Raw genomic sequence first — 26,212 nt, 5'->3', positions numbered from 1 at the left:
TTCCAGCCGGAAACGGTTACACAAATATGCATCCGGAAGCATATGAATATAACAGCACAATTCTTGACAACAACAGCACAAAGGGAGACAATTACGATCAATTCCAGGTGTGATAGAATGAGCCCAACAAGGGGACAACAATTACATTTGGAGGGATTAACAATGAAGAAGCTCCTTTGCGTGTTACTGACTGCTGCCCTGCTCTGTGCCCTTTTCCTGGGCGGCGCCTGTGCCGAAACGAAGAAAGAGGAACCCGGCGTGACTGTTTACTTTCCGAACTGGAACATTTATTCCGACAGCCGGCAGGATGTGAACGGCCTGCCGTGGGATCGAATCGACTGCGTGAACCACGCTTTCTGGGAAGTCATTCCTCAGGACGGCGGTTTCGCTATCGTGTCCACCGATCCCTGGGCGGATACGGATCCGGACAACCCCGTAGCCCATTTCGCCCAGTATGCGGAATGCGCGGAGAAATATCCTGACAAGCAGATCCTGATCTCCATCGGCGGATGGACGGACTCCGGCCACTTCTCCGAGATGGCACTGACCAAGGAAAGCCGCGGATCTTTCATCCAGAGCTGCCTGGATACCCTGGACGCTTATCCTTTCCTGTCCGGCCTGGATATCGACTGGGAGTATCCCGGCGTGGAACGTGAACCCGAGGATGAAAGCGACGAAGGCTGCCCGGTGGTGGGTGACGACTGGACCAACTATACCCTGATGCTGAAAGAGCTCCGTGAAGCGCTGGATGAGCATTTCGGCGAAGGAAAGAAGATCCTGACCGTGTGTGCCGGCGCCTCTGTCGGCTGGTCCCTGAGCAAGCAGGATTACGCTTCCCTGCATCCCTATGTGGACAAGATCAACCTGATGACCTATGACATGGCCGGCTCCTGGGAGGAGAACACGGGCCATCATACGGCGCTGCTGGGTGAAGTTTCCGCGGATACGGCCGTGAAATACCTGCTGGAGCAGGGTGTGCCGGCGGAAAAGATCACGATCGGTTCTCCGCTGTACAGCCATGGCTGGAAGATGCGTGAAGCGGCGGAAGAAACCGTTGGCGCTCCCGCTGACGCGATTGACGATATGACCTGGCATGACATTATGGCGATCGAGCAGGCTGCTGTGCCGGAAGGAACGCCCGGATGGCATAAGGGCTATGACGCGGAAAAGGGCGCTGCCTGGCTGTGGAACGACAATCCGGAAGCTCCCGAATATCTCGACTTCATCACCTATGAAAGCACCGAGTCCCTGGCGGCGAAGCTGGACTATATCAAGGCCAACGGACTGGGCGGCCTGATCATCTGGGAAGTGCATGGTGACAGCATCGATAACGACTGGCCGATGATCACACAGATGCACAAGGGACTGCAACCCTGAAGGGTTATCAAAAAGTAAAAAAACTCTGGCGGCCTGATGACCGCCAGAGTTTTTATATCGGGCTGCAACGCTTATTGAGCAGGGATATCGACAGGGGACATTTCGATGCCCAAAGGCTGGAGCAATGCCTGGATTGTTTCCGGGGATTCTGCTTCCGCTTCACTCAGGACGAGGAACATGCCGGTGGCATGATGCCAGCTCAAAGTGACCAATACAGGCACTCCCTTTTCAAAAATGAACAGATAGTATGCGGGTTCTTCAATTTCCAGTTCAGGCATGTTCATGATGGCCTGCAGCGCAGAGGTGAGGGAAAGAATATCCACGCCCTTCTTGCCGTTGATAATATTGGAAAGGGCGGTGATGCCGCTGGCCCGGGCCAGGAGCTGCTCCTGCAGGGCAGGGGAAAGGGCGTTAAACTTTTCCTGCTCGCTTTCGGACATCATCATTTTCAGCCATCCCATTGGGTCTGCCTGTTTCAGGCTGTATACGGCAACCGGCTTGTCATAGTCGCCTGTGTTGAACGTTGCCTCAAGCGTATCCAGGTTGGCACTGGCAGACATGAATATTTCCAGATAATCCCGGCTCTGCACCATTTCATTCATCACACCGACAACCTTAAGGCCGGTTTCATAGAGGTCCGGGGCGGCGGCCGCTTCTTCTTCTGCGAGACAGTATGTGCAGGACAGACTGAAGACCATGGCACAAAGCAGTGCCATTATTTTTTTGCAGTGATTCATTGTTTCTACCTCCTTTAATGTAAAACGATTCATAAGTTTTCCCTTTTTACCGGGGACTTATCTGAACCCCATGCCGAACCTGACGGTAGCTGCTTTCTCTTTGCCCAGAAGCCTTTCAAGCATTTCGAAAGCGACCTCCGGTGCGGTCTGGGGACAATAAGACGAAATAATATTCCCGTCGATTACTACGGGCTCGTTGATCACATTGACACCATAGCCGGCCAGTTCTTTCTGGCGATAGCCATCCGCCAGATGATAGGTAGTGGCATTCCTTCCTGCCAGGACGCCGCTTTTGCCTATGGGAAGCGCCGCAACGCATACGCTTGCGATGACCTTTTCCTGATTATTGAATTCCCGGATCAGTTCCAGAAAGCGTTCGTCATAGGCTTCTTCAAAATATCCGTAGAGGTGATCTCCGCCGGGGATGGCCAGGGCGTCATATTCTTCAGCATGAATATCCCGGATCAACTTATCTGTCTTAATTTCAGTGTTCCAGAAAGCACTGGGAACGGATGAATTAAATCCACAGGTATCCAGTTCAATATCATAACCGTATTCGCTTTTTGCCCATCCGACAACGTCATAGAAGGGCGCGAATTCCATCATTTCAAAACCTTTACAGCAAAACAAAAGTACTTTCATATCGCGCGAGTAAACCCTTCCGGTTATATTATTCCAGACAAGACAGGCTTATCTTCCAATGCCTGGATTACCCAGGGACATATCACTTCAGAGTGAACGGTATTATCATACCAAACATAACCCGATTCAGTCAAAAAACAGGATGATTATTATACTCGTCTACTGGCATATGCATGGCTTCCTTGACATCAATGACGGCAGGTGCTAACATCTGCAATTAGACAATACTAAACAACAGATTGTCTTTCAAAGAGGAGGCTTCATATGTCCAGTATAGAGTATAAAAAAGTATCCATTGCTGAGTTCTCCAAAGCGGCTGAAGTATATGAAACAGACCAGGCCGGTGTATATAAGATGTGCAAGAAGGATTATCCGGATGTGCTGGCCGAACTGGAGAAAGAAGAGTTCAATGATCTGCTTGACTGCGGATGCGGGACAGCCCCGATGCTGACCCTGCTCAAGGAGAAATACCCGGATAAGCGGTATACAGGCATAGACCTGACGCCGAAAATGATTGAGGTTGCCAGGGCAAAGCATATGCAGGGCGTCGAGCTTGTGGTAGGGGACTGTGAGAACCTGCCGTTTGAGGATAATTCATTTGACGCGGTTATCTGCTGCCAGAGTTTTCATCATTATCCCAACGTCCAGGATTTCTTTAACAGCGTATACCGTGTGCTTCGTCCGGGTGGAAGACTGGTATTGAGGGATATGACGGCGAAAAGCGCAGTGATGCTTTGGCTGATGAACCATGTGGAGGTGCCGCTGATCAACCTGACCGGTCACGGGGATGTTCATATGTACAGTGGAAAGGAAGTAGAAGCACTCTGCAATAATGCGGGCCTGAAGATGGAACTGTTTGAAGCAAGAGGCTTCTTCCGTTTGCATTGCGTAGCCAGAAAACCTGAATAATACCTGCAGAGACCAATGATAAAACCCCTTGATTGCTCAAGGGGTTTTCTTTCTGCTTATCCACGTGGATTCAAAACCAGGTTTTCAACTTCTGATGCCGAGGCGGCCAGGAAGGTTGCACCGGCGTTAGTCAGTTCGTTCCGGTCACCGTATCCATACAGGACTCCGATGCTGTCCATTTCAAGATTACGCGCGGCAGTGATGTCATTTTCACGGTCTCCGACCATGACAGCTTTCCGTATATCATTGACTCCGCATAGGCTGACAGCATACCGAAGAACGTCAGGCTTATCCTGCCTGTCCGTATCATTGGCAGTGGCCAGCACATCAAAGTATTTGCGCAGCCCAAAGTGTTCCAGTACCATTTCAGTTCCACGGAGTCCCTTGGAAGTAGCAATAATCAGTTTTTTTCCGGCAGCTTTCAAACCGGAGAGCATGTCCTCTATGCCGGGATAAACACTGTTTTCAAGCCGCCCGCCCATACCGTTGTAGTATTCCCTGAAAAAGGAAATGGCACGTTCAGTTTCTTCAGGGGAGTATCCCAGACCTTTTTCAAAAGAATCCTTTAGCGGAGGTCCGACGAATCTGCGCAGATCGGCGGGATCTGACGCCCGGCCTTCTATTTGCCGGATGGCATAGGCAAATCCGTTCATGATGCCGGGACCGGAATCAGTCAGCGTTCCATCCAGATCAAAAAAGATGAAATCGTACATGTTCATATTCATTTCACCTTCTTTTCAGCGACCATGATGTCCATACAGTGCTGGTGGGGAATACCGCCGCTGTTGCAGTCAAAGAGTTCCTCATCAATCCTGTGCATATGCCAGTCATGATAGTATGTGAACAGTTCTCCACTCTTCCACTCATAACGGTTGCCCTTTTTCTCTCCTGAGCGCTTCAGATAGGGCTTGGATACGAACACGTTGAGCGCGTGCAGCCCGCTGTCATTGGTATACTTTTTCAGGTTATCCGTGACTTCTTCCCGGATGTCCGGGCGCAGGAAGTGGAAAACGCCGCTGCTCAGGATGATGTCGTATTTTTCTGTCAACCGATAATCCGAGATATCAGCCTTGAAGAAATCCACGCGGGTGTTGCATCTTTCCGCCAGGATACGACCCTTTTCCAGACCGTTTTCAGCAATATCAATGGCGGACACGCGGTAGCCGTTCCGGGCCAGGAAAACGGCATCCTTTCCTTCGCCGCAGCCGATATCCAGTACCTTGTAGGGCTTTACCGGCGGCCGCAGCCGCAGGATATCATAGCAAAGACGGTTGGGTTCAATACCCCAATAGTATTCTGAAGTCTGGTATCTTTCCTCATAATCGGCCAGGATCGGAGACCGGTATCCCACAAGGGCGTCCACGGTTGTTCCCAATACTTCCGCAAGGGCTGTCAGCAGTTCCACATCCGGATGGGATGCGTCTGTTTCCCACTTTGAAACAGCCTGGAAGGAGACGGATAATTTCTCTGCCAGCTCCTTTTGCGTCATTCCCAGAGCTTTGCGTTTCCTGGTAATCGTTTCACCGATACTCATGGTACCCCTCCCCGGAATTCATCTTCTGATGAGTCCATTATAGGGGAGAATTCCACGAAAACAATAATCTGTTTGGAGAATTGAAAAGAAAAATCAACCAATAGTAGAATAATCGAACACCCGGGGTATTCCCGGGTGTTCATTCGTCCTTCGGACGCAGCAAGGGATTTCTCCACTACGGCTGCGCCTTCGGTCGAAATGACAAAGTGGACACTGGAGACCATCTGCACAGTGTCCACTTTGGTTTTGCCAACAGCCCAGCAGGCTGATATTCGGCTTACTCTACCAGTATCCTCTTACGCCAGCGCGTAGGCAACCAACAGGCGCAGCACGTTTTCCGCACCGTCCCGGTGGCTTCTCTCATAACCATGGGAAGCATATACTCCGGCGCCGATCAATCCATGACGGAGATCGTTGCCGGCTCCGAGCGTGGCTTCCACATCGCTTCCGTAATGCGGATAGATATCCACCGCATAGTCTGCTCCGCTTGCCTTGGCTGCTTCAATGAGGCCTTTCACAACAGGATAGCTGTAGGGACCGCCGCTGTCCTTGGCACAGATGGAAACCTGCTTTTCCGTGCACTGCAAGCCTTCACCCACGCAGCCCATATCCACGGAAACGGCTTCTGTGCATCCTTCCGGGACATTGCCGGATCCGCCGTGGCCGACCTCTTCAAAAACGGTGATGTGGGCATAAAGCGCGCGCTTCGGGACAATCTTTTCATCCCGGATGTATTTTGCAAGCCCGAGGAGAATGCCGACGCTCAGTTTGTCATCCAGGAAGCGGGATTTGATGTAGCCGGTTTTGGTGATCCGGACATTCGGCTCAAAGCATACGATATCGCCAACCGCGATACCGAGCTTTTCCGTGTCTTCCTTTTTCTTTACATCCTCATCCAGGACAACCTCACAGGTGTCCCATCCGCGTTTGACGTTGTTGTACTCGCCGTTCACATGGATCGAAGCGTTGCAGAGCTGGAAGGTTCCTTCATAGACCCCGTTGAATTTTGTCACAACACGCACATTCTCCGTTTCGGCGTTGTTGGGATTCATACCGCCCAGGTTGGTGAGACGGAGACGTCCGTTTCCTTTGATTTCCGCAACCATACCGCCAAGGGTATCGACATGCGCTTCCAGAAGCAGACCGTTATCCTTGTCGCTGCCGCCGAAAGAAACAAGTACTCCGCCTTTGTTGGTAAGCTTTGCGTCAAAACCAAGTTTCGTAAATTCATCCAATACCCACGCGGCCGCATTTTCCGTATAGCCTGTAGGGGAATCGATGTTCAGGAGGGTTTCGGTTTCCTTAACCAGGAAATCTGTGTACTTCTTCAGACTGATCTTTTTCATAATAAATCCCTTTGTTCACTTTGTTATTCTTCCGGCTGCTTTTGCGCATCGGATTTGTTGTCTGTTTCGACTTTGGCCTCGTCTTTTCCTTCATGAGACGCGGCAACCATCTTAAGCAGTGCTTCCACAACATGGACGGCAAAGGAGAAACGGGAAGCCTGTTGTTTAGCAAACAGCATGTCCAGGGTATTGGTCATCAGGGTGACGTTCACCTGGGCTGTGCCCTTATACTGATCGGATACGATCATCACAGCATGCAAGGCGCGCTTTTTCAGTTCGTCCTCTTTAGTGCCGTAGCCTTTCTGGTCTTTAAGGAACTCATCCGCTTCCTTAATTTCTTCCACCAGGGTTGGAATGGGAGTATCCGAGATGGACAGGGCGGCCAGCGGAGCCAGTTCGTCAGCATGGCCGTACTTGATTTCCGCTTCCGTCAGGGCGTCATACAGATCATTCAGCCGCTGCGCTTTTTCCTCCGGCAGGCCGCCAGTCATGGAAAAGACCTGGGCGGCGGTCTGGGAGGCGCCGCTGTTGGAGAAGTGCTTTTTAAGGGCCAGGTAGCCGGCTTCCACTTCCTCAGTCAGTTCATCTTCTGATTTGCCGGAGAACGCCATGAGCATTGCAAAGACGCTGTCCGTTTTATTTGTGAGGATACGGTGCTTCTGATTCATCCGGCGGTAAATCTGTTTGCCGCGGAGTGCTGTTTCTTCCGTCAGGGTCTGATCAGCGAGATCGGCAAGCAGGAACGCGGTCAGCACAAGATACTCCGTGCCCTTGAAATGCCGCTTCAGCAGACTGAAATAATCATTGGCGAGAGTCATCCGCTCTTCCGGTTTTTCCACCAGGGAGAGCATGCTTGCCAGGATGGAACGAACCTTTTTACTCCGGAATTTGGAAAAGAGCCCCGTGTGCTTTTTGATGACTTCACGGCATTCCTTCAGGCGGTCAGTGTCTGCCGTCTGCCCGCAGGCACAGAACACATTGGCACATACGGTATAAAGGTCATTGCTGTCCCATTTGAAAACTTTTCCAACGGTATCCCGGTTTGCAATGTAGTCCGCGCAGAGTTTTTCCAGTTCCGGCTTCATATTCTTCATTCCTTTTCTTTTGTTCTGAACAATTATCTGAAATTATAGCATACAGCAGCCCGGAAGATGTAACTTTTGTTGTTCTAAATTCGGATATTCATGTCAGAAACCACTGAAGGGAATAAGTTGCTGAAGGGTTAAAGGGAGCCCAGACAACAGCCGGAAGGCCTGATTTATAAAACATCTTGCATATTTGCCCAATCCTTTATATAATGGATGCCGTACGATGAAGGAGAAGGCTCCGCAGGGGATTTGCAGAGAGCGCATCCAAGGCTGAAAGGTGCGTATTCACCGGCGAACAGGCCGCCCGTCTCCAGAGTGCGCGGAAGTAAGCGCCGATGAGGTGAAATTCCGCCGGGGGCTCCCGATACAGGGCAGAGAGATGACGGCATACGCCGTCAAGCAAGGTGGTACCGCGAAGCATCAGCCTCGTCCCTGCACAGGGACAGGCTGTTTTTATGTGAAGTACTGGGAGGTCATTTTATGAAGGTCAGAAATCTCGTATCCAAGCGTTTCAAGGAAACTCCTGCGGACTGTCAGATTGCCAGCCAGGCACTGATGATGCGCGGCGGCTACATCAAGCCCGTGGGCAACGGCATCTTTACGCTGTTTCCCATCACCAAGCGTATCACCGCGAAGATCGAAAACATCATCCGCCAGGAGATGAACCGCATCGACGGACAGGAAGTGCTGTTCCCGGTTACCATGCCCGCAGATATGTGGCGCAAGTCCGGCCGGTATGATTCCATCGGTTCTGAACTGCTGCGGTTCAAAGACCGTTCCGGCGGAGATATGGTGCTTGGTATGACCCATGAGGAAGCTTCCGTCCAGCTGATGACGGACGTGGCTGACTCCTATACCCAGTATCCGTTCATGATCTACCAGATCCAGACGAAGTTCCGGGATGAACCCCGCTGCCGCGGCGGCCTGATCCGTGTGCGCGAGTTCACCATGAAGGACGCCTACTCCTTCCACACCTCCCAGGAAGACCTGGAGCAGTACTATATGCGCTGCTACGAAGCCTACAACCGCATCTATGCCCGCTGCGGCGTGCCGGAGGTTGTGGCGGTGGCCAGCGACAGCGGTATGATGGGCGGCAAGGTGAGCCATGAATACATGCTGCTGACCGACGTGGGCGAAGACACCATCGTGCTGTGCCATGACTGCGACTACCGTGCCAACATGGAAGCGGCTCCCTGCCTGCTGAACAATGAGCCCGGTGAGATTGCTCCGCTGGAAAAGGTGGACACCCCCAACGTCAAGACAATTGAAGACCTGTGTGCCTTCCTGAAGATCAAGCCCCAGCAGACCTGCAAGGCTGTGATGTACCAGCGCAACGTGGACGATTCCTTCGTGATCGTGTTTGTTCGCGGCGACCTGGACGTGAATGAGACCAAGCTGCGCAACTACCTGAAGGCTGAAGTGCATCCCGCCGTTGTGACCGAAGACAGCGGCATCCATGCCGGCTTCACCGGACCGATGGGCCTGCCGGAAGGCACGACCATTGTATATGACAGCTCCCTGAAGGGCATCGAGTGGCTGGCCACCGGCGCCTGCGAGGAGGACAAACACTACATCGGCTTCAACATCGCCCGGGATATCGGCGAAGTTGAATACGTGGACGTGGCCAAGGCCTTTGACGGCGGTATCTGCCCGGTATGCGGCAAGCCCTCCATCTACACCAGCCGCGGTATTGAGGTAGGTAACATCTTCCAGCTGGGTACCAAATACACCGAGTCTATGGATATGACCTATGTGGACCAGGATGGCAGCCTGAAGCATCCCATCATGGGCTGCTACGGTATCGGCGTAGGCCGCCTGGCCGCTTCCGTTTGCGAAGCACATCACGATGATTACGGCCCCGTCTGGCCCATGAGTATCGCTCCCTGGCACGTGCAGATCTGCTCCCTGAGAGCCGACCAGCCGGAAGTGATCGAGATAAGCCAGAAGCTGTATGACGCCCTGACCGCCCGCGGCGTTGAAGTACTGTGGGATGACCGCAGCGTTTCCGCCGGCGTCATGTTCTCCGACGCTGACCTGTTCGGCGTGCCGCTGCGCGTGGTTGTCAGCCCCAAGGGCCTCCAGAACGGCACCATCGAAATCGCGACCCGCGATAAGTCCATGAAGGAACTCGTGCCGGTGAATGAAGCGGAGGACTTTGTGGTCCGCTTTGTTGAGGACGCCCTGGCGAAACTGGAGTGCAAGCTGTAATCCTATCAAGTTTAATAAGCCTGTCTGAAAAGACAGGCTTTTTTGTATCCTAGAACACTGAATAATATCTGTCTTAATACTATCTTTATAAAGCGCAGAAGATTCTAACGTGATGCTAATGGCCTCTCCATTACCATAACTATGGTAATGGAGGGAGGCTTTTTGTGAGAATCTGGGGAAATCATCGGATCACAACTTTCCAGATTATCGCTCTGGGATTTTTTCTGATTATCATGGTCGGGACGCTGCTGCTGATGCTCCCGATTTCCAGCAAGCAACCTGGCGGAGCTTGCTTTTCAGACTGTGTGTTTACGGCAACTTCCGCCGTCTGTGTAACCGGCCTGGTTGTACGGGATACAGTCAGTCACTGGTCCGTGTTCGGACAGGCGGTTATCCTGATGCTGATTCAGATCGGCGGAATGGGTGTGGTTACCGCGGCTCTTACACTGGCGTTTATCTCCGGCCGCAGGATCGGTCTGATGCAGCGGAGCGTTATGCAGGAAGCTATCTCCGCACCGCAGGTCGGCGGCATTGTAAAACTGACACGCTTTATTGTCCTGACATCACTGAGCATTGAGCTGATTGGCGCACTGCTGCTGATGCCGGTTTTCATCCCCGAATTCGGATGGGGTCAGGGAATCTGGTTTTCAGTATTCCACGCCGTATCCGCTTTCTGTAATGCCGGTTTTGACCTGATGGGCGTTCATGGGGCGTATTCTTCCATGACCACTTATGCCCAGAACGTACTGGTTAATATTGTGCTGGTACTGTTGATCACCATCGGCGGTATCGGATTCCTGGTATGGAATGACGTGAAGGAGCATCGCTTCCGCCTGAAACAGTACCGCCTGCAGAGCAAGATTGCCCTGACGGCTTCCGGCGTGATGATCCTGATTCCGTTCCTGTGGCTGTGCTTCTCCGAAATGAAACAGCTGCCGGCAGGGGAAAGAATCCTGCCGTCCCTGTTCCAGTCGGTGACGCTGCGGACCGCCGGTTTCAACACCATGGAGCTGAATAACGTTGGCGGAAGCAGCCAGGCGCTTATGATCCTGTGGATGCTGATCGGCGGATCACCCGGATCAACCGCGGGTGGTATGAAAACCACCACGGGCGCGGTTCTGCTGCTGACGGCAATTGCAATCTTCCGAAGGAAAGAACATATTACCTGCTTCGGAAGACGTATCGGGGATGACGCGGTAAAGAACGCAGTGGCGCTGATGATTATGTATTTCGCCCTGTTTTTTGCCGGCGGACTGATCATCAGCAAGCTTGAAGCTCTTCCGCTGAGAAGCTGCCTTTTTGAAACGGCTTCCGCACTGGGCACAGTCGGACTGAGCCTGGGGATTACGACCCGGATCGGCGACCTTTCGAGACTGATCCTGGTGGCACTGATGTTCATGGGCAGGGTGGGCGGCCTGACGCTGATCTACGCGGCACAGTCGGTCCGGAAAACCACATGCTGTACGCTGCCCATGGAGAAAGTTACGGTTGGATAAAAGGAGAAGAAAATGAAATCTGTATTGCTGATCGGACTGGGACGGTTTGGCCGCGGTGTGGCGGAAAAACTGAACGAGCTTCACCATCAGGTGCTCGCAGTGGATAAGAACGAGGAACGGGTCAACGAGATTCTTCCGCTGGTGACAGACGCGCAGATCGGGGACGCAACCAGTGAAACCTTCCTTCGTTCGCTTGGTGTTGATAACTTTGACGTTTGCATTGTGACCATTGGTGAGGATTTCCAGAGTTCCCTGGAAACCACTTCACTGCTGAAGGAACTGGGAGCCAAAAAGGTGGTATCCCGTGCTTCCCGTGAAGTGCACAAAAAGTTCCTGCTGCGGAACGGGGCGGATGACGTGGTGTATCCGGAAGGCCAGCTGGCTGCCTGGACCGCGATCCGCCATACTACAGAGCATGTGCTGGATTATATCGCGCTGGACAGCGAGTATGCCATCTATGACCTTTCAGTGCCTGCAGAATGGCATGGGAAGACAGTCGGCGGACTGGATATACGCAGAAAGTATAACCTGAACATCCTGGCGGTCCGGGGAGACGGCCAGCCGAGTATGGTGGTTACCGGCGATACAATGCTGCAGGAAAACCAGACCATCCTCGTGCTCGGTAAATGGAAAGACGTTCAGAAGTGCTTCAGAATATAACCGACTTTCCTTAAAGGGGGAGGTATGTACGATGAAGGACTGGATTTTGCTCCTGGTACTTGCCATCTTTGGTATAATAGGGCATGTAGTGATGGGGCGGATTGATCAATCGATCGACCGTCATACTGCCGACAGAGATGAAACAGAGCAGGAGAAGATAACAAATGAGCCTTCAGAAGACGGAAAATCAAAACGCACGTATTCTGGTATGTCTCTCTTCCTCCATTTCTAATGTAAAAGTTATCCATGCCGCATCCAAAATAACAGCGGCATTTCACGGGACGCTGATCGCCCTGTTCGTGGAGACGCCTTCCTATGCCCTCATGTCAGATGAAGACAGGAAGCGTCTCCGCAGCAATATGAACCTGGCTGAAAAGCTGGGGGCAACGCTGGAAACAGTGACGGGTGACGACGTCCCTTATCAGATTGCTGAGTTTGCCCGGGTTTCGGATATTTCCAGCATCGTTATCGGTCAGACCAATACGGTTGGCGGGCTGCTGCGGCGGAAGAAATCCCTGACAGACCGACTGATGACCTATGCGCCGGACCTGGATTATTTCATCATCCCGGATTACGGCACAAAGGTTTATATGGCCCGGAAGCAGCCGGAGAGGAACCGGAAACGCCTGCTGGCGGACGGTGCGATCTTCCTGGCCTCCATGCTGGTCAGTACAGCCATCGGTTTCCTGTTTTCTCATCTGGGTTTTACAGACGCAAACATCATCATGGTTTACTTGCTGGGCCTGCTGGTGGTTTCCATCTCCACCACGCACCGGGCATACAGCATGGTCTGGGCGGTCATCAGCGTGCTGCTGTTTGACCTGTTGTTTACTACGCCCAAGTTTACATTCTATGCCTACGGTACAGGATATCCCGTGACCTTCCTGATCATGCTGGCGGCGGCCTTTACAATCAGTACGCTGGCAATCCGGCTGAAGCAAAATGCCGGACAGTCCGCCAAGGCGGCCCAGCGGATGAGCGTTGTGCTGGAAACAGACCGGCAGCTGACAAAGGCAAAATCCATGGAGGAAATCCTTTCCGTGCTGGCCAACCAACTGACAAAGCTGCTGGACAGAAGCCTGATCATCTTCCCGGCGGAAAACGATACGCTGGGGGATCCGATTTTCTATCCCGCTGCCGGAGATACGGTGCCGTACCGGACCAATGAAGAAAAACAGGCGGTGGAATGGGCTTTCGCGCATCATAAACGCGCGGGTGCCACAACCGAAGTCTTCCCGAAAACCGATTACCTGTATTACAGCATGCGGGTCCTGGAGCATGCCTACGGCGTTGTCGGTGTAGCGGTGCATGATACCCCGCTGGACGCTTCTGAGCAGAGCGTGCTTGCCTCTGTTATAGGTGAGTGTTCCCTGGCTATGGAAAACGCCAGGAACGCCCGGGAAAAAGAAGAGACCATGGTGCTGGCGGAAAACGAGCGCCTGCGTGCCAATCTGCTGCGCGCGGTATCCCATGACCTGCGTACGCCGCTGACATCCATCATGGGAAATGCAGACAGCCTGATGACCTGCGGGGATACGCTGGACGCGAAGACACGCGGACAGCTGTATAACGACATCTACCAGGACGCCCAGTGGCTGACCGGTATGGTGGAGAACCTGCTTTCCGCCAGCCGGATGAAGGAAGGAAAGCTGAACCTGAAGATGACAACCGAGCTGATGGATGATATGATCAGTGAGGCTGTTACACACCTGAGCCGGCAGCTGAAAGCCTATAACCTGCAGAGAAGCCAGTCTGATGAACTGCTGTTTGTAAAGGCGGACGCCCGGCTGCTGGTGCAGGTTGTGATCAACCTGCTGGACAATGCCATCAAATACGCACCCGAAGAATCCACGATCTGGATTGATACCCTGGCACGGGACGGGAATGTGGTTGTACGGATTGCTGATAACGGGCCGGGCATACCGGACGACCAGAAGGATCATATCTTTGATCTTTTCTACTCGAGCGGCAATCCGACAGGAGACAGCCGTCGGGGACTGGGTATCGGACTTGCCCTGTGCCAGTCCATTATCAAGGCGCATAACGGAACCATTACCGTTATGGACCATGAACCACAGGGGGCCGTGTTTGAATTTGTGCTGCCGAGGGACGAGGTGAACCTGAATGAATAAACCGCTGATTCTGATCGTTGAGGATGACGCGCCGATCCGCAATCTGATCTCCGTGACACTGGAAGCCCATGAATACAGGCATATTACAGCGGGAAACGCCGGAGCGGCCATTATGGAGGCAACATCCCATAATCCGGATATCATGCTGCTGGACCTGGGCCTACCGGATATGGACGGAGTGGAAGTGATCCGGAAAATCCGGAGCTGGTCCAATATGCCCATCATCGTCATCAGTGCCCGCAGCGACGACGCGGACAAGATCGAAGCCCTGGATGCGGGCGCGGATGACTACCTGACCAAGCCGTTTTCCGTGGATGAACTGCTGGCAAGGCTGCGGGTGACGATCCGGCGGCTGAATCAGACAAAGACTGACAGTGCTGATAGCCCCGTTTTCATGAACGGCAGCCTGAAGATTGACTTCGCTTCCGGGTGCGCTTATGTGTCTGACGAGGAACTGCACCTGACACCGATTGAGTACAAGCTTCTGTGCGTGCTGGCCAGGAACTGCGGCAAGGTGTTGACGCATAAATACATAACGCAGCAGATCTGGGGCGCCTCCTGGGAAAACAATGTGGCTTCCCTGCGGGTGTTTATGGCTACCCTGCGCAAAAAACTGGAAGTATCGCCGGACGCATCCATGCTGATCCAGACCCACGTCGGTATCGGATACCGGATGCTCAGAATTACGGATAATTAAGAAAAGGCACCCTGCTCGGGTGCCTTTTGCTATAGGTTTATGGCTGCTGCGTATACAGATAACCGGGATGACTTGTCTGGTAGGGAGTAAGTTCAAACCCTGTTCCGGACAGCGCACATTCAATCATTGTTTTTGTCAGGCCGGGGACCGTGTCATCCTTCAGGGCTTCGGTGGTATCCATCCAGACAACTTCACTGTTTTCATCTCCATCAGACCTGGCTTCACCTTCCACATACTCCACGGCAAAGACGGCGTACCAGTCCTTTGCGTTGAACCGCATGCCGATGAGGCGGCCGGCTTTGACACGGACGCCGGTTTCCTCCAGATACTCCCGAATGAGAGCTTCTTCCGGCACTTCGCCATATTTCACGTAGCCGCCGGGGATGATCAGCCTGCCGTTGCCGCTTCCATAAGTATGGCGTGCGAGCAGCACTTTGCCGTCCTTTATACAGACACCGGCAACCGATTGGCTCCAGTTGGTGTTGTTAATCTCTTCCTGCGTCATAGCCATTGTACTGCCTCCTAACGTTCTGAAATCTTGTCAGCCAGCATAGCAGAAAACAACCGCACAGTCAAAGAGAAAGAAACAATGATGATTAATATTGCGAAAAAAAGTATAATCCTGCATAATACGGATTATGATTCCAGCCTGAAACAATAAGGAGCCGGCAAATGAAAACCTGCATTATCTCTTTCAGCTCAAGGGGAAACGGTAACTGCGCACAGATCGGAAAACTGATCCGATCCTTGTCTGAGGAAGCTGTGCTGTTTCAGTTTTCGAATTTTGAGATTCATGCCTGCGGGAAATGCGGATATGAATGCTTCGCAGACCGCAGCAAGTGCCCGTATTACAGCGATATGGAATACCGGCTGCTTGACGCAGTTACAAATAGTGACCTGACTTACTTCATCCTGCCGAATTACTGCGATTATCCCTGCGCCAACTATTTCGTTTTTAACGAAAGAAGCCAGTGCTATTTCCAGGGCCATCCTGAACTGCTGGAAGCTTATGAGAAGGTTCCCAAACGCGCAATCGTTGTAAGCAATACAAATGAGGATAATTTCAAAACCGCACTGGCTTATCAGTCATACAAGGAGCCGGATATCCTGTTCCTGTCCGCAAAGCAATACGGGAAGGTCAGTATCCGCGGCGACCTGATGACAGACGAAAACGCCGTCAGAGACGTGACGGCGTTTATGAGAAAACCATTGTAATTCACAAATTAACGTTTATATCTCATAGAGACGCAGGCTTCAGTGAATCCGCAGCTTTTCCAGAAGGACAGGCCCCTCTCATTCCAGGGCAGCACGTCGATATCTACGGTATCGAGCCCGAGGTGTGCCATGAGCTCCCGGAAAGCCTGCTTTCCTTTGTGCTGCCTGCGATACGGCCTGTCAATATAGAACTGCCGAAGGTAAACCGGATCAGAAGTGTGCCGGATCAGCGCATATCCGATGATTTCGTCCTGCTCTGAAAAGAAATAAGCAGAATAATCGCCGGACAGGAAACCGGCCATACGGTTCTGCAGTTCTTCAACGCTCATGGGGTTATCGCTCTGCTCATCCTGGATGAGCATTTTGTTCATGGCTGCCAGGCGGGGAGTATCTTCCATGCCGCATTTGATGATTTCCATAATAGACTCCATAAAACGAACTGATTAATCCAGAAGGGAACGGATGGTCTGCTCATAATCCGAATCAATGAGAACCGGCTGCTCGCCTGCACGCGCGCAGCCTTCCCTGTATGCCCGGTTTTCCGCACGTACCCGGTCAATTGTACAGGCGGAGTCTTCTCCCCGGCATTCAACTTCTGACGCATAGCCTTTGATGGCTTCAAAATGAGCATCAATGTACGAATCTGTCATAGCCAGGCAGATATAACGGATATGCGGCAGATACTCTTCGTTAAAGTCCTGACGCCAGTTAAAAGGGATATAACAGCCTTCCACGATGAGATTCTGCACGTTTTCAACGGCAGTTTTGATCATCTCCCGGACAATCGGCCAGAGATAAGCGGTGAGCTCGTTATCATCCTCCGGAGTGAGGGCAGAGTTTCCGCTGCGGATGAGGCCCATTTTCAGATGGTCAATGGACAGATAGGGATACTTGTATTTTTCCAGCATTCGCTGTGCCAGAACGGTTTTCCCGGTGTGGGACGCACCCGTGATTATAATGATTGCCATATCGTACTCTTCCTGATTTTCAGACGCCGAAGCGATATTCTTTTTCTTCCTTATCGTTTGCTTTGAGATCAAATGTGCTGATGACCCGGTCCGCAACTTCGTCCGGATCCAGATTCGTGTTATCAATCTTCAGATGGTTTTCAAACCAGGTTTCGCCTTCGTCTGAGTTCAGTTTATACTGTTGATCGCTCCTGAGGATATCGGCCCTGCTCCAGGCAACATCACGCTTGGATGCTTTGCGCTCCATCCGGTGCGGCGTCTCATTCCGGGCCAGCCTGGTTTCCAGATTGGCACTGAGTTCGACAAAAATGAAGCGGCCGCCGCTTTCCTCAAACTGACGCTGCAGGCTTGTCAGGTATTCCCGTTCTTCCGGCTCGTTAAACGCGCAGACATATGTGAAGATCAGGTCCACATTGTGTTTTACGGCCAGTGAAAAGACTTTTTCCCGGATATCCTCATTGAGCTCCCTCTGTGCAGGCGTGGCAAAGCCAAAGATCCTGTCTGACAGCTCAATGCTGTCATGATTCATCATCATGTTATATTTCAGTTTATCCCTCAGGCTTTCCGCCACCGTCATTTTTCCGACAGCCTGGGGCCCGCATACAATGATCAGATTTGCCATATATTTCTCCTTTTCAGTGCTCTGAGCGGATCAGAAAACGGTTTTGACCGAAATCAGCCCATCAGTGTTTTTCTCGATCCGGATGATGAAATTGAATCTGTTCCGGTCTATGCACATCCAGAAATCTTTCTCCGGGAAAACATCCTGAAGATCAGGATCAAAGAAGTGCCTGCCGCCGCCTGCGCGAAGCGCCTTCAGCCGTTCATCAATATCCGGCATATCTTCCCCGGTCAGCAGGCTTCGCAGATAGAGCGCACAGAGCTCATCTTCCTCCGCGGGGGCCAGGCCTTCCTTACCCATGCAGACAAGGGTGACGGTTTCCGGGCTTCGCTGACGGATATAACCGGCGATGGCCTGCGCATTTACAAAACTGCCTGTCAGGATTTCTTCCGCATGGACAGCATTGGTTACGCCCTGAGTTCCGGCACTGGTGGTATGAATGATCCGCTTTCCCCGGATGGCTTCCGGGTTAACCGTGGAAGGGGAGTTTCCGAAATCAAAACCGTCCAGTTTCCTGCCGTGACGTTCTCCGATCAGCACAGCTTCCGGATCTTTTTCACGCCAGGAAAGCGCATCCTCAATTGCACCGACGGGGCGGATCTCTTTCGCACCCATGGCATAAAGCCAGCATTCCAGGGAGAAGGCGCGGAACACGTCAATGATGACAACCAGGCCTTTCGCCTGCTTTGCGCCCTCAATCAGATGGTTAATCCTGATCTCCACACTTTCACCCCCGCTGACGACATGCGATACGGATTATTTGACACATCATACCAAGTTCTTTGTGTCCCGTCAAAAAATACCATAAAGAAACAATGAAATGCAGTACTTTTACATGTTATTACGCAACGAGTGAGATGAAGTCACATAAGAATACCGGGTTTTATGGTATAATTCAAACAATACAAAGCGCAAAACAGAAGACAAAGACACAAGACAGAGGACCAAATACAGGGAAGGAGCTGTATGGGGTGAAGAAAAAGATGCCTGTCAGGAAAAAGATCCTGATTATCCTGGCCTGTGTACTGGTCCTGGTGATTGCGGGCGCCTGGATCCTGACGGAAGTGGAATGCAGCCGCTTCTTTGGCAGGCGCTACGAAACCGATAAGCTGACAAGGCAGCGCGCAGAGTTCTATGACGGACTTGAACGGACACAGTATATCTTTCCTTCTGATAAAGGACAGAAACTGACAGGGTATCTGTACTCTTCAGGGTCAGACCAGAAAGGTATTATTATCTTTGCCCACGGGTACGGCGGCGGACAGAGCTATTATATGAACTGCGCGGATTATTTCGCGAAGCACGGCTATTATGTATTTGCTTTTGACGCTACTGGTAGTGAAGAAAGCGAAGGCGAATCCACGCGGGGACTGCCGCAGGGCATGATTGACCTGTCATACGCGATATCATTTGTGGAAGAAAGCGGAAATTTCCCGCAGCTTCCCATTGCACTGTTCGGCCACAGCTGGGGCGGATACTGCGTGAGCGCTGTGCTGACGCTTCATCCCGAGGTGGAAGCAGTAGTCGCCTGCTCCGGCTACAATGATTCACTGGGCATATTCATTTCTGAAGGAAAGGCCATCGCGGGGCCGGCGGTTTACCTGACGCTGCCTTTCCTGAGACTGCATGATTATATTAAATTCGGGAAGTATTCCACCATCACAGCTGAAGACGGCTTCAACAATACCGACGCCCGGATTATGATTGTCCACAGTATGGACGACAAAGTGGTACCGACTGAGATTGGATATGACATCTATTACAGGAACCATAAGGATGATCCGCGTTTCTCCTTTATCTGCTATGAAGATAAGGGACACAGGTACTTCCATGAGGCTACGCCCTATGTGACAGAAACGGATGAAGCTTACCAGCAATGGCTGGAAACCCTGGACTATGATTATAATGACAAGGCTAACGCTGAACGGCTGGAAAAGGATCGGGAAAAGTATTACCAGGTGAATGTGGACGTGAAGAAATACTGGGAAAACAGGCTGAATAGGGAGCTGTTAGACAAACTGCTGGAATTTTATGACAGCAGTTTGTCTAACAAAATTAATACTGAAAACTGAAAACTTAAAACTTAAAAATGGTAGAGGAACCCGCTTCCGGAGGGAAGCGGTTTCTTCGATGAAAAGGAATAGTCTTTTGCTTCGCAAAAGAATGATATGTTGCTGCGCAACATGATATATTTGCTTAATGCAAATATGATAGATTCACCTAAAGGCGAATATGATATTTTTGACTTCGTCAAAAGTGATGATAGTGTTTTGGGCTGGTGTGTACATTGGGTAAAGGGTAATAAGTGAATAGTGATGAGTGAAAAGTGAAGAGTTGCCGCTGCACGGCAGGGAATAAAATCGGCAGATAAAGCATTATATATATGATCAGAAGCGGGATAGGCAGAGGAGGCGAGGGTGTGATATAATGCTCGCTGTATTCGGGATACAGGGAGAGAGAACGATATGCGGAAAAAGATTGTTGTACAGTGGGGAAGAATCATACTCGGCCTGCTGGTGTTTGCCTTTGGCGTTCATCTGACGATCTTTGCCAATATCGGACTGGCTCCCTGGGACTGTCTCGGAATGGGAATTGCGAAGCATACACCGCTGAATTACGGCCTTTCCATGACGGTTATGGCGCTGATTATCCTGGGAATCGACCTGCTGCTGAAGGAGCGGATCGGTTTCGGAACTATTATTGACGCGCTGCTGACCGGCAATTTTGTGCAGATGTTCAACGACCTGAATCCCCTGGCGGAAAATAAGAACACCTGGCTTGGCATTCTGATCATGCTTACCGGTTTTGTGTTTATGGCCCTGGGTATGTGGATCTATATGAAGGGGGAACAGTGCTGCGGACCGCGGGATTCCCTGCTGGTCGGCCTGGGCAAAAGGCTTCCGAAGGTGCCGATCGGCATTGTGGAAGTTATGCTCTGGGCAGCGGTACTGCTGACCGGCTGGCTGCTTGGCGGACCGATCGGTATCGGAACGCTGATCAGCACCTTCGGTGCCGGCATTGTGATGCAGCTGGTGTATAACCTGCTGAAGTTTGAACCCCGGCAGATCCGGCACAGGGACGCACTGAACACAATACGGATTCTTGTTTCCTCACGAACAGAAGGAGTATGAAAAATGAAAAAACTGCTCATAAGCCTGACCGCATTGATGCTGGTGCTGTTTGTCTGCATTTCCGTAATGGCGGAGAACAGCAGCCCTGCGACGCAACTGTATGATTCCCTTGTGCAGACACTGTTCCATACGGACAACATCACACTGACCGGCACGGCGAAATTCTCCCTGGACGGGGTGTGGTTCAAAACCGCAAAGATCACCCTGAAGCAGGACGGAAACCGGACCTTCAGGGAACTGTCGCTCAGAGGCCCCAAACGGGACGGAACGGTCCAGAAGAACGGTTATACCATTGTTACAGACGGTACTGCGCTCTACCTGATGGAGGCCGTTACTCCCGGTGTTTACAGAACAGGCGGAACGGCAGAGCATACCTCGCTGCTCCGCAATTCCCTCGAGACAGAACAGCTGATCGGCCTGGGCAGGGCCCTGGTGGGTCAGGCAGACCTGTTCCTGGGTGCCGATGCCGTGACGGAAACACGGGAAGGCGACATTCGCTTTGAGCTGAAGGACAATGTACCGGATCTGTTCAATGCCATGGTGAACAATATCTTCCAGTTTGCGGGAAGACGGTACTTTGATGAGGACTTCGACTGCTATTCCATGGAGAATAGCGCGAGAATCGATGATTATGAAACGGTCACCCGCGGCATTCTTTACACCGCCCGGACTGTATCACTGAAGGAAGCGTCTGTTACGCTAAAACGGTACGGGAACGGTGTTATGCAATACCTGGAAGGCGATATTGCCCTGAACGTGGAAAACGACGGGGAAGGCATGCGGCAGGTGGATGTCTCATTCCAGGTGAACGTGAAAGACGTGGATAAAACGACCGTGAAGCGGTTTGCACCGGATGATTACGGCGTTGTTTCAGAGTATGAAATGGCAGCCGCAGAACCGAGATTTTTTGACGACTCAGACCTGAACGGACCTGAACTGCAGGCACTGAATACCCTGACCAGCGCAGGCTTTGACAAGAACACGATCGTCTACATGGCATACTACAACAAAGCAGAGGAAGGATATGAAGTCAGTTTCGGAGGCGCGGAAGGATGGGAAGAGACCTTCCTGATTTCCGCAGATGAAAAGCTGACGGAAATGATCCCGGCAAGCTCCGAATGGCAGAACGGTTCTGAGGATCAGTTTACCTACAATCCGGAACCGGACAAAGAAATGGATGAACAAGCCCTGGAGTTCGTGAACTCCTTTATCCAGGGAGTGAATCCGGACCTGTCGAAAAGCCTGAAGGAACTGAAAACGGACTGGCTGTATAAACGGTACGACCATGTATACGCACAGTACACCGGGAAAACGCAGGATGAAAACAGCAGCGTCGTGACCGTTGTGGTGAGGATCAGCCCGGATCTCCGGATTGAATCCTTCTCCTGCAGACCGGACACCACGATCCAGTGAGCCGGAAACCTTATATACCAACAGGCCGCAAGGCCTGTTTTTTTGCACTCTCAAAGAATTATAGTAAAAATGACAAAAAATACTTGACAAATACAGCAAAGGTGTATATTTTAATTATAGTCAAACAGACCATAAAGGAGAGATGAGGATGCATGATTCACTGAAAGAGGGTCAGCTGTATGTGACGGTGGATATGATGATCCTCACCGTGCGGGAAGGGAAGCTGAACCTGCTGCTGTCCCAGAGGAAAGATAAACCCTATGCCGGACAGTGGGCTCTGCCGGGACGGTTTGTCGGGCTGGACGAATCAGCAGAGACAACGGTCCATAAACTGCTGGAGGAGATGCTGCCGGTAAAGGACGCGTTCCTGGAACAACTTTACACCTTCTCAGAAGTTAACCGGGATCCCCGGGGCCGGGTGATCTCCACCGCCTACCTGGTGATTATCCCCTGGAACAGGCTGGAAACACTGTTTGAGGAAGCACGGATTCCCTTCAGCCGGTTTGAAATATCCGGAGAAGCGGACTGGCTGCGGCTGAAAGGAACGGACGGAACAATCCTGACCGGCGGAGACCTGGCTTTCGACCACGGACGGATTATCGGGACGGGCGTACAGCGCCTGCAGGGCAAGATTGACTACACCGAGGTCGGATTCCGGTTCCTGAATGACCGGAACGCGTTTTCCCTGGGAGAACTGCAGACCGTGTTTGAAGCGGTACTGGGAAAGCAGCTGGACAAAAGCAATTTCCGCCGTACGATCAAAGCCCGGTATGAAGATACCGGAAAGATGACACTGACAGACCGGGAAGGCAGGAAGAGCAGAGGACGGCCGTCCCTGCTTTACCAACTGAAGGGAGAATAAAACCATGAAAGACAGAAAGATACTGGTTGCAGTGGACCTGCAGAATGACTTTATAGACGGCGCCCTGGGCACAAAGGAAGCGGAAGCGATTGTACCCGCCGCGGCAGCAAGGATCAGGGAATGGCGGGAAGACGGAGCGGAAATCTTTGCCACCCTGGATACTCATGAAGAAAACTACGCTGAAACACAGGAAGGAAAGCGGCTCCCGGTGGCACACTGTATCCGGGAGACAGAAGGCTGGCAGCTGAATCCGGTCATCCGGGAAGCGCTTGGAGACTGTATCCTGGTGGAGAAACCCACTTTCGGCAGCATCCGCCTGCCGGAACTGATCCGGGAAAAGATCGGGGACGGAAAAGGCGCGACAATTGAGCTGATTGGTCTTTGCACGGACATCTGTGTGGTTTCCAACGCATTGCTGCTGAAGGCAGCATTCCCGGAAGCAACGATCCAGGTCAGCAGCGGCTGCTGCGCCGGTGTGACGCCGGAGAAGCACAAGGCGGCGCTGGAAACCATGGCAAGCTGCCAGATCGATATCCTGTAATCAACCTCAAGGAGGAACCGATATATGAAAGCTTATGAGTTTAACGCGGAAAAAGTACGGGACCGGCTGGTGGAGCTGATCCGGGAAACGGCGGAGCGGCAAGGCTTCAGCCGCGTGGTGATCGGCATTTCCGGCGGCAAGGATTCCACGGTGACCGCGGCGCTGTGCGCCCGGGCACTGGGCAAGGAAAACGTATATGGTGTGATGCTGCCAGACGGGGAACAGAAGGATATCAGCGACAGCCGGAAAGTCTGCGAATCACTGGGTATTCAGCAGCGGACAGTGAATATCGGGGCGATGCATAAAGCCCTGAAGGAAGTGACCGACCAGAACGGATCTGTGGCGGCGGAAGGAGAATTTTCTGTGGCTTACAGCCGGGCGGCAGATATCAATGTGGGACCGCGCCTGCGGATGACAACGCTGCGCTATATCGCCCAGGCCCTGGATGCCAGACTGGCGGGCACAGGCAACCTGAGCGAGGCTACAACCGGCTACTGCACCAAGGACGGCGATACCTCCTGCGACTTTGCCGTGCTGGGAAAACTGACCAGCGTTGAGGTGGTTGAGGTCGGCAAGACCATGGCGGAGCTGCCGCGGGAGCTGGTGGAAAAGACGCCCAGCGACGGCCTGAGCGGCAAGAGCGACGAGGAAAACATGGGACTGAAGTACGCGGATATCCACCTCTACCTGCGGGAAGGTACCTGCGGCAATCCGGAAATCGATGAAAAAATCCGCAGAAGGGAAGCGGCCAACATGCACAAGCGGCGGATGCCGCTGATCCTGGACCCCTTCGGAAAGGACGGAGAACAATGAAAAAGGCACTGGCATTTTTCGGAGCATTTAATCCCCCTACCACAGCACACCTGGAGCTGGCCCGCTACGCACTGGAGCAGACAGGCCGCGAAACGGTGGTGTTTGTACCGTCCCGGTCGGCTTATATCCGGGAAGAACAGGGAAAGGACTATGCCTATTCTGACCGTGCCCGCCTGGCGATGCTCCGGGCGGCCCGTGAAAAACGGCCGTGGATGGCGGTCACTGACTATGAGCTGACGCTGGACCATCAGCCCCGGTCCTATGAGACCCTTTGCCGCCTGAAAGAAGAAGGGTATGACGCAGCCCTGCTGATGGGCTCCGACAAACTGACGGAATTGGAAACAAACTGGAAGTATGTGCGGGAGATTGCTGAGGAATTCGGCATTGTCTGCATGGAGCGGGCAGGAGATGACTGCGGGGAGATTATCCGTGGCAGCGCGTTCCTGACGGAGCTGATGCCCTATGTCACCGTGCTGAAAACACCGGAGGAAACAAAGAATATCTCCTCCACACAGGTGCGGGAACTGATTACCCGCGGTGAGACTCCCGAGGGGCTGGTGCCGGGTGAAATCCTCGGCCTGCTGGGCACGGAACGGAAAGAGCACGCAATGAAGCTGGATCCGATCATTACCTCCCTGCTGGATACCGACCTGTACAAGTTCAATATGGACCAGGTGATCTTCCACAAACACACGGACCTGAGCGGCGAATACTATTTCCGCTGCCGGAATGAGGGGATTGTTTTTACTCCTGAGATGTTTGAGGAAATCAACGCCCAGATTGACCACCTGTGTTCGCTGACCTTCACGAAGGAGGAACTGGACTACCTGCGGTCCATCCGCTTCCTGAAGAGCGACTATGTGGAATTCCTGCGGCTGTGGCGGCCGATCCGGGATTATGTGGAAACGCGGCTGACCAAGGATGGAACGCTGAAGATTACTGTGCGCGGACCGCTGTTCTCCGCCATGCAGTTTGAGATTTACCTGCTGGAGATCGTCAATGAAGTCTATTTCCGCCTGAAGTATGATTACAATGAACTGAGGAAGTCGGCGGAGGAACGGCTGGATGAGAAGATCAAAGCCTTCCAGACCGGAAAATACACCTTCAGCTTCGCTGAGTTCGGCTGCCGCCGCCGTCTTTCCCGGGAATGGGAGGACGAAGTGGTCCGGCGCCTGGCCACGGAGACAAAGAACTGCGTGGGTACCTCCAACGTCATGCTGGCAAAGAAATACGGGCTGAAGCCCATCGGAACCTATGCCCATGAGTTTGTACAGATGTACCAGGGCATTGACTCCATTCCGCTGGCGTATACCAACCATTACGCCCTGGAAGACTGGTATGACGAGTACCGCGGCGACAACGGAACAGCCTTGACCGATACCGTGACCACGGACCTGTTCCTGCTGGACTTCAACCGGGCCATGGTGAACAACTTTACCGGCGTGCGCCATGACAGCGGCGATCCCTATGAGTGGGGCGAAAAGATGATCGCCCATTACAAGAAGTACGGGGCGGATCCGAAGACGAAGCTGCTCCTGTTCAGCGACAGCCTGGATTTTGACCGGGCCCAGGCGCTGTACGATTACTTTAAGGACCGGGCGAAGGTATCCTTCGGTATCGGCACCTTCTGCTCCAACGATACCAGCGAGGAAGCGCTGAATATAGTCATCAAGCTGCAGACGGTGAACGGGCGTGCGGTTGCAAAACTGTCTGATTCGGCCGGAAAGACCATGTGCCGGGACGACGAGTATATGGAGTACCTGGAACGCTCTGTCGCGTTCCGCCTGAACCGCGAAAAATAAGGAAATACAAGCCTAAAGA

The 26,212-nt window shown here is 52.5% G+C and carries 27 protein-coding genes; 16 read left to right on the top strand and 11 right to left on the bottom strand.

The genetic code is table 11. The features are described 5' to 3' along the window. The first annotated feature begins 162 nt into the window (after positions 1-162). The gene (locus tag JRC49_02825) at positions 163-1,377 is read left to right on the top strand and encodes a glycoside hydrolase family 18 protein (GenBank protein QTE71783.1); all 1,215 of its coding nucleotides are present in this window, start codon (positions 163-165) and stop codon (positions 1,375-1,377) included. 71 nt (positions 1,378-1,448) lie between these two features. On the opposite strand, the gene JRC49_02820 is transcribed toward JRC49_02825, so the two are convergent. Then, entirely contained in the window at positions 1,449-2,114 is a 666-nt protein-coding gene (locus tag JRC49_02820) for a hypothetical protein (protein ID QTE71782.1), read from the bottom strand. Positions 2,115-2,171: 57 nt separating this feature from the next. Continuing rightward, positions 2,172-2,756 carry a DJ-1/PfpI family protein gene (locus JRC49_02815; protein ID QTE71781.1) on the bottom strand — a complete coding sequence of 195 codons (585 nt, stop codon included), beginning with the start codon at positions 2,754-2,756 and terminating at the stop codon, positions 2,172-2,174. A 264-nt stretch (positions 2,757-3,020) separates the two neighbouring features. On the opposite strand from JRC49_02815, the gene JRC49_02810 reads away from it, so the two are divergent. Further along, positions 3,021-3,665 (top strand): class I SAM-dependent methyltransferase, encoded by a 645-nt coding sequence (locus tag JRC49_02810; GenBank protein ID QTE71780.1) that lies wholly within the window; start codon positions 3,021-3,023, stop codon positions 3,663-3,665. A gap of 56 nt (positions 3,666-3,721) precedes the next feature. On the opposite strand, the gene JRC49_02805 is transcribed toward JRC49_02810, so the two are convergent. The 4 genes from JRC49_02805 to JRC49_02790 form a co-directional block, all read right to left on the bottom strand. Next, positions 3,722-4,384, bottom strand: a complete 663-nt coding sequence (locus tag JRC49_02805; protein ID QTE71779.1) for an HAD-IA family hydrolase — start codon at positions 4,382-4,384, stop codon at positions 3,722-3,724. Between the two features lie 2 nt (positions 4,385-4,386). After that, the gene (locus tag JRC49_02800; GenBank protein QTE71778.1) at positions 4,387-5,199 is read right to left on the bottom strand and encodes a helix-turn-helix domain-containing protein; all 813 of its coding nucleotides are present in this window, start codon (positions 5,197-5,199) and stop codon (positions 4,387-4,389) included. Positions 5,200-5,495: 296 nt separating this feature from the next. Continuing rightward, complete coding sequence (locus JRC49_02795; GenBank protein QTE71777.1) at positions 5,496-6,545, bottom strand: M42 family metallopeptidase; 1,050 nt, start codon at positions 6,543-6,545, stop codon at positions 5,496-5,498. A 23-nt stretch (positions 6,546-6,568) separates the two neighbouring features. Then, positions 6,569-7,639: a DUF4003 family protein gene (locus tag JRC49_02790; protein QTE71776.1), complete on the bottom strand. Its 1,071-nt coding sequence runs from the start codon at positions 7,637-7,639 to the stop codon at positions 6,569-6,571. Positions 7,640-8,113: 474 nt separating this feature from the next. Between JRC49_02790 and JRC49_02785 the strand changes: the two genes are divergently transcribed. From JRC49_02785 to JRC49_02760, 6 genes are all read left to right on the top strand, one after another. Continuing rightward, complete coding sequence (locus JRC49_02785; protein QTE71775.1) at positions 8,114-9,841, top strand: proline--tRNA ligase; 1,728 nt, start codon at positions 8,114-8,116, stop codon at positions 9,839-9,841. 233 nt (positions 9,842-10,074) lie between these two features. Beyond that, positions 10,075-11,337, top strand: coding sequence for a Trk family potassium uptake protein (locus tag JRC49_02780; protein QTE72774.1), 1,263 nt, complete (start codon positions 10,075-10,077; stop codon positions 11,335-11,337). Positions 11,338-11,349: 12 nt separating this feature from the next. Next, the gene (locus JRC49_02775; GenBank protein ID QTE71774.1) at positions 11,350-11,997 is read left to right on the top strand and encodes a TrkA family potassium uptake protein; all 648 of its coding nucleotides are present in this window, start codon (positions 11,350-11,352) and stop codon (positions 11,995-11,997) included. A gap of 31 nt (positions 11,998-12,028) precedes the next feature. Further along, positions 12,029-12,229, top strand: coding sequence for a hypothetical protein (locus JRC49_02770; GenBank protein ID QTE71773.1), 201 nt, complete (start codon positions 12,029-12,031; stop codon positions 12,227-12,229). Next, positions 12,162-14,129, top strand: coding sequence for a sensor histidine kinase KdpD (locus tag JRC49_02765; protein ID QTE71772.1), 1,968 nt, complete (start codon positions 12,162-12,164; stop codon positions 14,127-14,129). Before JRC49_02770 ends, JRC49_02765 begins: the two co-directional genes overlap by 68 nt. Next, entirely contained in the window at positions 14,122-14,826 is a 705-nt protein-coding gene (locus JRC49_02760; protein ID QTE71771.1) for a response regulator transcription factor, read from the top strand. The genes JRC49_02765 and JRC49_02760 overlap by 8 nt, the downstream gene beginning before the upstream one ends. A 37-nt stretch (positions 14,827-14,863) precedes the next feature. Here the strand turns inward: JRC49_02760 and JRC49_02755 are convergent, their stop codons facing one another. Then, positions 14,864-15,331, bottom strand: a complete 468-nt coding sequence (locus JRC49_02755; protein QTE72773.1) for an NUDIX hydrolase — start codon at positions 15,329-15,331, stop codon at positions 14,864-14,866. A gap of 167 nt (positions 15,332-15,498) precedes the next feature. Between JRC49_02755 and JRC49_02750 the strand changes: the two genes are divergently transcribed. After that, a complete protein-coding gene (locus JRC49_02750) occupies positions 15,499-16,041 on the top strand; it encodes a hypothetical protein (protein QTE71770.1) in 543 nt (180 codons plus the stop codon). Between the two features lie 8 nt (positions 16,042-16,049). Here JRC49_02750 and JRC49_02745 read toward each other — a convergent pair whose 3' ends face one another. Genes JRC49_02745 through JRC49_02730 form a run of 4 tightly spaced genes read right to left on the bottom strand, consistent with a single transcriptional unit; the run spans position 16,050 to position 18,354 of the window. After that, on the bottom strand, positions 16,050-16,460 hold the full coding sequence (locus tag JRC49_02745) for a GNAT family N-acetyltransferase (protein QTE71769.1): 411 nt from the start codon (positions 16,458-16,460) through the stop codon (positions 16,050-16,052). A 24-nt stretch (positions 16,461-16,484) separates the two neighbouring features. Then, entirely contained in the window at positions 16,485-17,009 is a 525-nt protein-coding gene (locus tag JRC49_02740; GenBank protein ID QTE71768.1) for an adenylate kinase, read from the bottom strand. A gap of 19 nt (positions 17,010-17,028) precedes the next feature. Continuing rightward, the gene (locus tag JRC49_02735; protein QTE71767.1) at positions 17,029-17,631 is read right to left on the bottom strand and encodes an AAA family ATPase; all 603 of its coding nucleotides are present in this window, start codon (positions 17,629-17,631) and stop codon (positions 17,029-17,031) included. Between the two features lie 30 nt (positions 17,632-17,661). Further along, complete coding sequence (locus JRC49_02730; protein ID QTE71766.1) at positions 17,662-18,354, bottom strand: 2-phosphosulfolactate phosphatase; 693 nt, start codon at positions 18,352-18,354, stop codon at positions 17,662-17,664. Positions 18,355-18,614: 260 nt separating this feature from the next. Here JRC49_02730 and JRC49_02725 point away from each other — a divergent pair, with 260 nt between their 5' ends. From JRC49_02725 to pncB, 7 genes are all read left to right on the top strand, one after another. Next, positions 18,615-19,703: an alpha/beta fold hydrolase gene (locus JRC49_02725; protein QTE72772.1), complete on the top strand. Its 1,089-nt coding sequence runs from the start codon at positions 18,615-18,617 to the stop codon at positions 19,701-19,703. A gap of 393 nt (positions 19,704-20,096) precedes the next feature. After that, positions 20,097-20,762: a hypothetical protein gene (locus JRC49_02720; GenBank protein QTE71765.1), complete on the top strand. Its 666-nt coding sequence runs from the start codon at positions 20,097-20,099 to the stop codon at positions 20,760-20,762. Between the two features lie 3 nt (positions 20,763-20,765). Next, positions 20,766-22,175 carry a hypothetical protein gene (locus JRC49_02715; GenBank protein ID QTE71764.1) on the top strand — a complete coding sequence of 470 codons (1,410 nt, stop codon included), beginning with the start codon at positions 20,766-20,768 and terminating at the stop codon, positions 22,173-22,175. Between the two features lie 148 nt (positions 22,176-22,323). Further along, complete coding sequence (locus JRC49_02710) at positions 22,324-23,037, top strand: NUDIX hydrolase (GenBank protein QTE71763.1); 714 nt, start codon at positions 22,324-22,326, stop codon at positions 23,035-23,037. A 4-nt stretch (positions 23,038-23,041) separates the two neighbouring features. Continuing rightward, positions 23,042-23,578 (top strand): cysteine hydrolase, encoded by a 537-nt coding sequence (locus JRC49_02705; GenBank protein QTE71762.1) that lies wholly within the window; start codon positions 23,042-23,044, stop codon positions 23,576-23,578. Between the two features lie 24 nt (positions 23,579-23,602). Then, positions 23,603-24,391, top strand: coding sequence for an NAD(+) synthase (gene nadE, locus JRC49_02700; protein ID QTE71761.1), 789 nt, complete (start codon positions 23,603-23,605; stop codon positions 24,389-24,391). Continuing rightward, entirely contained in the window at positions 24,388-26,193 is a 1,806-nt protein-coding gene (pncB, locus tag JRC49_02695) for a nicotinate phosphoribosyltransferase (protein QTE71760.1), read from the top strand. The genes nadE and pncB overlap by 4 nt, the downstream gene beginning before the upstream one ends. Positions 26,194-26,212: the final 19 nt, after the last annotated feature.

The sequence above is a fragment of the Clostridiales bacterium FE2011 genome (assembly GCA_017569305.1).
Taxonomy (GTDB): Bacteria; Bacillota; Clostridia; order Christensenellales; family Aristaeellaceae; genus Aristaeella.
Note: the sequence above shows the minus strand (reverse complement) of the source record. Positions and strands in the feature narration are given on the sequence as shown.